Here is a 6,818-nt window from a genome sequence, read left to right on the forward strand (position 1 = left end):
CACGGACAATATATCACGAAAGTCGCGCGATCCCAAGAATCGAGCGCGCTTCATCGGCTGATGCAACCGCTCGTCCCATCTCTTCGGCCATTCTCTTCACGCGTGCGACCAGTTCTGCATTGCCTGTCGCCAAACGCCCCTTGCTGTAGTAAATGTTGTCTTCAAGCCCCACGCGAACGTGGCCGCCCATCGCAAGGCCGATCATCGCCATGGGGAGTTGTGCGCGCCCGATGCCCGCCACAGACCACGAGCAACCCTGCGGAAGCGCGTCGACCAAGAAGGTGAGATTTCTCGCTGTCGCGGAAAGTGCGCCAGGCACACCGAGCACAAAATCAAAGTGTAGCGGCAGTGAAAAGACACCCTGCCGCACCAGATACATCGCATTCTCGATCATGGCGACATCGAACACTTCAATTTCAGGCGTGATGTGGTGCGCGGCCATTCGCTTGGCAAACGAGAGGATGTCCCCCATACGATTGACAAAGACATCGTCGCCAAAATTAACCGTCCCCGTCGTTAGTGTGGCCATTTCCGGACGAAGCGCCAATACGGCGGAGCGCGATTCCGCCGTCATGCCAACTGCGCCACCTGTCGATACCTGAACGATGACATCCGTACGCTCCCGAATCTCCCTGATGATCTCGCGGTACACGTCAGGGTCCTGCGTGGCCGTGCCGCGCGCGTCCCTCGCATGGATGTGAACCAACGCCGCGCCCGCAGCGCGCGCGCGCGCCGCTTCCTCTGCGATCTCAACGGGTGTAAGCGGAAGCGCTGGCGTTTGTTCACGCGTGACTTCTGCGCCATTGAGGGCTGAAGTGATGATCAACGGCTCCATGTCACACTCCCTTTCTGAAATTGCTCAACCGTCCTCACGCTTGTTCAGGCGTTGTTTTTCAAGCGGAACCACACATGTACCGCTCGCCTCCGCCACAAGCTGAGGCGGCGCCACAACACACGCCGCAGACGGTTGGGCTGGATCGCCTAGCGAAGTGACCACCTTATGAACTTGAAACTCCATGCGCCGCGAAGTGCGCCCACTATGTACAATTCGACCTGTCGCCTCCACGTAATCCCCTCCGTAAACAGGCGCCAGAAACGTCACGCGATCATAAGCGCAAAATAGCCCCTCATCCCCATCGTGGCGGATCAAGAGCTCTGTGGCGACATCCCCAAACAGTTGCATCATGCGCGCGCCATCGACGAGATTGCCCGCGTAATGCGCATCTGCAGAAGACAGCCGCACGCGCAACATCACAGTTTCATCCAACACGCGGCACAACCCCCACCTGCGACGCGATAAAGCGGCGCAATTCATCAATGTCAAACGGCTTTGTAAAATGACCTACTGCACCGTGTGCGATCGCTTCTTTGACAAACCCCAACTCACCGTACGCTGTCATCATCGCGACCTTCACGTGGGGCTGCACTTGGCGCAACCCCTTTAAGATTTCAAGACCATCCATCCCCGGAATTTTCATATCAAGAAGAACAAAATCAAATGATTTCTTTTGAAGCTGATCCAATGCTTCTTTGCCGTTTGCGGCAAGTTCCACATGATATCCTTCACGCTCTAAAACCTCTTGCAAAAGAATACGAATGCCAAACTGGTCATCTACGACAAGAACACGACGTGCCAAGACCGTTTCCCTCCCTTCGCAAAGGTTGAATCCAGACCTGTCACCTACAATTGTAAATGTTCACATTTAATTTTAATTCGACGTCTCAAGCGCATTCCCTTCTTGCACAATCCCGCATTTTACACAGGCGGCCGAAACGAACTCCCGGAAAAGCGGTTGCGCGCGATTGGGTCGCGACGTAAATTCAGGGTGAAACTGCACGCCCACAAACCACGGGTGATCTTCAATTTCCACAATCTCAACGAGCCGATCATCCGGTGACGCGCCGCTCACTTGCAGCCCTGCTTTGTTGAGTGCCTCGCGAAACTCATTGTTGTACTCGTAACGATGACGATGGCGCTCAATCACTTGCAGCGTACCATACGCGCGCGCCGCTTTCGTTCCCGGAACCAGCACGCAAGGATAGCCTCCCAATCGCATCGTTCCACCTTTATCGGATACGTCGTACTGGTCAGGCATCAGATCAATCACCGGGTGCGTCGTTAACTCGTTGATCTCTGAACTGTTCGCGTCGCGCCATCCAAGCACATTGCGCGCGTACTCGACAACCGCCATTTGCATGCCGAGACAGATCCCATAAAAGGGGATTTTGTTTTCCCGCGCATAGCGAATCGCCTCGATTTTCCCTTCAATTCCGCGATCTCCGAATCCGCCCGGCACAAGAATACCATCCGCACCGCTCAATTTTGAATCAACATTGGATGCGTTGAGTTCCTCCGAGTGAATCCAGTCGATTTCCACGTTTACACCGTTTGCAACGCCCCCGTGAAACAACGCTTCAGCCACACTCAAATAAGCATCGTGGAGCGCGACATACTTTCCGACCAACGCAATGCGCACCGTATGAGAGAGCGATTTGATGCGCTCGACCATCGTCGTCCACTCGCGCAGTTCGGCCGGAGGACAATCGAGCTTCAGATAGCGCACCACATACTCATCGAGTCCTTCAGACTGCAGCATGAGCGGAACTTCATAAAGTGATTCGGCGTCGCGCGCTTCGATCACAGCCGTTTCTTCGATGTCACAGAACAGCGCGATTTTGCGGCGCACCTCCGTAGAGAGCGGAACCTCGGTGCGGCAAACGATCACCTGCGGCGAGATGCCGATGCTGCGGAGTTCAGCCACGCTGTGCTGCGTGGGCTTTGTCTTGATTTCACCGCCCAAGCGCATCAAAGGAATCAGCGTCACATGGATGTAGATGATGTTCTCGCGACCAACGTCACTCTTCATTTGTCGAATCGCTTCAAGAAAAGGAAGACTCTCGATGTCCCCCACCGTGCCGCCAATCTCTGTGATCACCACATCTGTTTCTGGCGTCGCGGCGCGCATGATACGCTCCTTGATTTCGTTTGTGATATGCGGAATGACCTGCACAGTACCGCCCAGATAATCTCCACGGCGCTCTTTGTTGAGTACGGAAAAATATACCCTGCCTGATGTCACGTTATTGTCTTGTGTGAGATTGTTATCGATAAAGCGTTCGTAGTGACCGAGATCAAGATCCGTTTCCGCTCCATCTTGCGTTACAAACACTTCTCCGTGCTGATAGGGGCTCATGGTTCCGGGATCGACATTTATATAAGGATCAAACTTCTGAATGGAGACGCGCAGTCCGCGATTTTTTAACAGTCTTCCGAGTGAAGCGGCCGTAATGCCCTTGCCCAGTCCGGACACGACGCCTCCAGTTACAAAAATGTATTTCGTCATATCAACGCACAGCCTCCCCCGCGATTCTTTACATAACAAACGTTCTGGCCAATGCCAGAACGCATTTGAAGTTTCGATCGACAAGCGGACATGTCTCCCCTGCCGACATTTACAAAGTGAAGCGTCTGCCGCAAATTAAAATACATCTTCGTCCTCTGCGTCATCTTCCACGTCAACTTCTTCTTCAACTTCCGGTCCCTCTTCGATAAAGTCGGCTTCCGCGTCAATTTCATCTTCTTCATCCGCGAAAGGCGCATCATCGTCACCAAATGTATAGGGTGGTTCTTCATCCAACAATTCTTCATCAATCTCGACGATTTCTTCATCATCTTCATCATCGAAACCGAGTACTTCTTTGCGAACAAACCGTTTTCCTGCGCCACGTTCCGCCGCTTTATCAAGCGGATACCAACTGCGCAATCCCCAGACATTGTCGCCAATGCAAACAAATCGCACATCAATGTTGATATCGGTATACAGGCGGGCAATGACCATGTTGATCTCTTCTTGCGTCAAGCCTCTCAGTTCTGCCACTTTTGCCATCAAATCACGATAATAGTAAGGTTCTTTCCCTTGCAAAAGAATTTGATACGCAATATCCACCAACGGAATCTCAAGCAACGCTTCACGATCACGATCAACGCGCAATGATTCTGCCATCGTGCACCTCCATGACTGCCTCACTTCATCCCAATATTAAAGCATATCGAATGCGCAAACTCAATCCCACTCTGATAAGATTTTTATGTACATGACCCATAATCTGTTTTATTTTTAGAAATCACAAATCGATTGCACATATTCTATTTAAATTCGAACCGCAATCCCTGCGTAACCATTGTATTGTGTGTAAAAGTGCATAGGCTCGAGTCTACATTCAGACTCGAGCAAGAAAAAAAATGAGTATCCAAAGGAAGTTCCACTTAAATCTACATTACAGTGCTTGAAATCTTTTTAACATTTTTCGATCTAGTTCCACTCCCCATCCGGGTTTCTCTGATAGATTCTGATAACCTCCACAAATGTTTAACCCCTCCACAAGTAAATTCGATCGAAACGGGTTATCGTTCATATCCACTTCAAGCCAAGGGGACTGCGTTATGGCATTAAAGTGACTGGACGCCACAATCGATAAAGCGGTACCAAAAACATGTGGTACCACTGTGATACCCTGATCTGCACACCATTTCACAACTTCTAGGGCAGAAGATAGACCGCCCATTTTAGTAAGATCTGGCTGGATATAATGAGCTGAACCTGCGTCCACTATTTGGTGAAATTCATTCCCATAGAGATTTTCCCCTACAGCAATGGGAAGAGATGACTGTGCTGACAAACGTACCAAGCCATCTTTATCATCTGCGGCCAACGGCTCTTCAATCCAGCAAGGGTGATATGAAGCCAAATCCAAGAAAATTTTTAGCGCTTCGTCTAGCGTCCATCCTTGGTTCGCATCCAGCATGAGATGTCGGTCTCCCCAAATATCCCGCGCATGTTTGACTGCACGAATGTCCGATTCGTAGTCAAACCCAATTTTCACCTTGACCGCCTGATATCCTAGTTCAATTGCCTCGTTCAGGCGTTTTTCAATGTCATCGGGGGCAATGCCACTACCATATACTCTAACTTGCTTGTGAGTACCACCGAGTAATTTGTATACAGGAACGTGTTTCGATTTTGCGACAACATCCCAAATAGCAAGGTCTACTGCACTAATTGCCTGTAATATTGGCCCGACAGCTCCCCATTGGCGGGCTATTACGCTGAACAGCGACTTCAACCATGTGTTGAATGCCTTCGGATCACTTACATCGGACCCAATAATTCGTTCACAAATAGCGTTTAGCGTTGCCGTACGCTCCTGAAGTCCCCACTGGGGGTAATTTATCCAAGACTCTCCCCAACCAGATATTCCGTCGTCTGTGCTCAGTTCAAGTATACAAGCCTGCCTACTTTTCATCACTCCGAAGGAAGTTACAATAGGTTTCTCTAAGGGAACACTAAGTGGATAGACCTTAAATCCCGTGATCTTCAAACGTAGAAACTCCTTTTCTCGAAAACATCACAAGAGTAGCCATCAGGATGGCCGCCAAAATCATGCACACAGAAAGAACCAAGTAACCTCGAACAAAGTTATGTGTTGCACCCAAAAAAGCTCCGAACAACGTTGGTCCAATGAAACCGCCGAGGTTCCCAAATGCATTAATAAAACCCATGGCGGGTCCTGCCAATTCCTTCGGCAACATGGTGGAAGGGATTGCCCACAACGGGCCTTGCCTTCCAAAGAATCCCGCCACAGAAATCGATAGCAAAATAATCGTGATAAACCAAGCGTGGGTACCTGTAAAAGAAGTAAGGAACATACTTACTGCCGCCAAGACCAGGCTCAACACAACAAACCGTATATGTTTTTGCGTCTTGTCTGCCAGATAGCCAAACAAAACCATTGCAATCATAGCCACGACATACGGAATGGCACTGATGAAGCCAACCCACTGAATACCTTTTCCACTAAGTTGCCCCATAATCGTGGGAAGCCATAGCAGTACCCCGTATCCACCAATGATAGAAAGAATGTAGACGAGTGAAAGCATGATGACGGTTGGATGAAATGCCCAAGTACGCCAACCTAGATTTGATACACGTTGACGACGAGCTTCTTCTTCTAAATGCAATCTAGACACCAAGTACTTTTTGGCATCAATCGACAACCATGACACCTTTTCCGGACTGTCCTCAATTAAAAACCACCATGGGATGACCCATACAAGCGCCGGAATGCCCTCCAGAATAAACATCCATCTCCAGTCAAGATGCGAAATTAAAACGCCGGACAACGGACCTGAAATTGCCCCTCCGAGCGGCAGACAAAGCATCCAAATTGCGCTGGCCCTTGCGCGTTCCTCTGCAAGAAACCAGTTGCTTAACAAGACTAACGTTGCCGGCCAGATTCCACCTTCGGCAAGGCCGAGCAATAATCGGGTGATGTATAATTGCGTCGCGTTTTGAGAAAAACCAGAAAGCATCGCAAAAATTCCCCACAAGACCAGCAATACGGAAATAAAGCGCTTACTTCCAAAACGAACTGCCCATTTACCCGCAGGAACTTGGAACAAAAAGTAACCTATAAAAAAAATTCCGGCCGTTATCCCAGCAGCCGTAGCGCTAAGATGAAGATCCTTTCTCATATGTGGTAGGGCGACGGCAACATTCATCCTGTCTATGAATGAAATCGTATACATGATTACCGCTACAAAAACGACTTGAGTCCATCTACGTCTAAGCGTCTTATCCATCCTTTTCCCTTCTTCCCCCATTCAATAATTATCTTAATGTTCCGCTTGATATATGATATATCATTTTTTGGTTAAATACTACCCCTAGGCTATCCATTTAACACAATCGATCAAGTCCGAGATGTGGTGTAAATTCGCCCCTCGGTAGAGATTGAGTTATGTCAACTTATCTTGGTGA

7 protein-coding genes are annotated in these 6,818 nt (G+C 49.5%); all 7 read right to left on the reverse strand.

What is annotated here, in order from left to right; translation table 11 throughout:
* Nucleotides 1-13: 13 nt before the first annotated feature.
* Nucleotides 14-835 carry a 3-keto-5-aminohexanoate cleavage enzyme gene (gene kce / locus AYW79_RS07800; protein ID WP_067564136.1) on the reverse strand — a complete coding sequence of 274 codons (822 nt, stop codon included), beginning with the start codon at nucleotides 833-835 and terminating at the stop codon, nucleotides 14-16.
* A 24-nt stretch (nucleotides 836-859) separates the two neighbouring features.
* Nucleotides 860-1,270, reverse strand: a complete 411-nt coding sequence (gene kal, locus AYW79_RS07805; RefSeq protein ID WP_231877766.1) for a 3-aminobutyryl-CoA ammonia lyase — start codon at nucleotides 1,268-1,270, stop codon at nucleotides 860-862.
* A complete protein-coding gene (locus tag AYW79_RS07810; RefSeq protein ID WP_067564138.1) occupies nucleotides 1,260-1,637 on the reverse strand; it encodes a response regulator in 378 nt (125 codons plus the stop codon). Before AYW79_RS07810 ends, kal begins: the two co-directional genes overlap by 11 nt.
* Nucleotides 1,638-1,709: 72 nt before the next feature.
* Entirely contained in the window at nucleotides 1,710-3,344 is a 1,635-nt protein-coding gene (locus AYW79_RS07815; RefSeq protein ID WP_067564141.1) for a CTP synthase, read from the reverse strand.
* Nucleotides 3,345-3,479: 135 nt separating this feature from the next.
* Entirely contained in the window at nucleotides 3,480-4,004 is a 525-nt protein-coding gene (gene rpoE, locus AYW79_RS07820; protein ID WP_067564143.1) for a DNA-directed RNA polymerase subunit delta, read from the reverse strand.
* A 274-nt stretch (nucleotides 4,005-4,278) separates the two neighbouring features.
* Nucleotides 4,279-5,379 carry a mandelate racemase/muconate lactonizing enzyme family protein gene (locus AYW79_RS07825; RefSeq protein WP_067564146.1) on the reverse strand — a complete coding sequence of 367 codons (1,101 nt, stop codon included), beginning with the start codon at nucleotides 5,377-5,379 and terminating at the stop codon, nucleotides 4,279-4,281.
* Entirely contained in the window at nucleotides 5,360-6,640 is a 1,281-nt protein-coding gene (locus AYW79_RS07830; RefSeq protein ID WP_197460924.1) for an MFS transporter, read from the reverse strand. Before AYW79_RS07830 ends, AYW79_RS07825 begins: the two co-directional genes overlap by 20 nt.
* Nucleotides 6,641-6,818: the final 178 nt, after the last annotated feature.

The organism is Ferroacidibacillus organovorans (assembly GCF_001642725.1).
In the GTDB taxonomy this organism is placed as follows: Bacteria; Bacillota; Bacilli; order Alicyclobacillales; family SLC66; genus Ferroacidibacillus; species Ferroacidibacillus organovorans.

Excerpts from the sequence above, each read along its gene's own strand:
- AYW79_RS07815 (WP_067564141.1), bottom strand. The coding sequence starts at position 3,344 with ATGACGAAATACATTTTTGTAACTGGAGGCGTCGTGTCCGGACTGGGC.
- kce (WP_067564136.1), bottom strand. The coding sequence starts at position 835 with ATGGAGCCGTTGATCATCACTTCAGCCCTCAATGGCGCAGAAGTCACG.
- AYW79_RS07830 (WP_197460924.1), bottom strand. The coding sequence starts at position 6,640 with ATGGATAAGACGCTTAGACGTAGATGGACTCAAGTCGTTTTTGTAGCG.
- rpoE (WP_067564143.1), bottom strand. The coding sequence starts at position 4,004 with ATGGCAGAATCATTGCGCGTTGATCGTGATCGTGAAGCGTTGCTTGAG.